We start from the raw sequence: 1,126 nt of genomic DNA, 5'->3' as shown, positions 1-1,126 counted from the left end.
TTGATGGTGTCGTCRCCGGCTTCGCCGTAGAGCTGGTCGTTGCCGCCGCCGCCGTTGATGACGTCGTTATCGTTGCCGCCGCGGATGGTGTCGTCGCCGAGGCCGCCGTCAAGCGTGTCTTGGCCGTCGCCGCCGTTGACGACGTCGTTACCCGCGCCGCCGTCGACGCTGTCGTTGCCGAGACCGCCATTGAGCGTGTCGTCGCCGATGCCGCCCGTGACCGTGTCGTTGCCCGCGCCGCCGTCGACRCTGTCGTTGCCGTCGCCGCCATTGACGGTGTCGTCGCCGATACCGCCGTCGACCGTGTCGTTGCCCGCGCCGCCGTCGACACTGTCGTTGCCGTCGCCGCCGTTGACGGTGTCGTTGCCGATGCCGCCGTCGACCGTGTCGTTGCCGGCACCGCCGTCGACGCTGTCGTTGCCGTCATTGCCGTTGACGACGTCGTTGCCGTCGCCGCCGTCGAGCGTGTCTTGGCCATCACCGCCATTGAGCGTGTCGTCGCCGATACCGCCCGTGACGGTGTCGTTACCCGTGCCGCCGTCGACACTGTCGTTGCCGTCGCCGCCATTGACGGTGTCGTCGCCGATACCACCGGTGACGGTGTCGTTACCCGCGCCGCCGTCGACACTGTCGTTGCCGTCGCCGCCAGCGACGGTGTCGTCGCCGATGCCGCCGTCGACCGTGTCGTTGCCCGCGCCGCCGTCGACGCTGTCGTTGCCGTCGCCGCCGTTGACGGTGTCGTCGCCGATACCGCCGTCGACCGTGTCGTTGCCCGTGCCGCCGTCGACGCTGTCGTTGCCGTCGCCGCCATTGACGGTGTCGTCGCCGATACCGCCCGTGACGGTGTCGTTATCCGCACCGCCGTCGACGCTGTCGTTGCCGTCGCCGCCGTTGACGGTGTCGTTGCCGATACCGCCGTCGACCGTGTCGTTACCCGCACCGCCGTCGACGCTGTCGTTGCCGTCATTGCCGTTGACGACGTCGTTGCCGTYGCCGCCGTCGAGCGTGTCTTGGCCATCACCGCCATTGAGCGTGTCGTCGCCGATGCCGCCCGTGACGGTGTCGTTGCCCGCGCCGCCGTCGACACTGTCGTTGCCCGCGCCGCCGTCGACACTGTCGTTGCCGT

1 protein-coding gene is annotated in these 1,126 nt (G+C 69.5%); it reads right to left on the bottom strand.

Translation table 11 applies throughout. From position 1 onward, the window contains the following. Window positions 1–1,126: calcium-binding protein (locus AB4048_RS28780; protein WP_442205348.1), on the bottom strand; the 1,126-nt coding region annotated here is incomplete at both ends.

It is taken from the genome of Rhizobium sp. RAF56 (assembly GCF_052113965.1).
Lineage (GTDB): Bacteria > Pseudomonadota > Alphaproteobacteria > Rhizobiales > Rhizobiaceae > Rhizobium.
The sequence above is the reverse complement of the archived record's forward strand: the minus strand, read 5'-3'. Positions and strand labels throughout refer to the sequence as shown.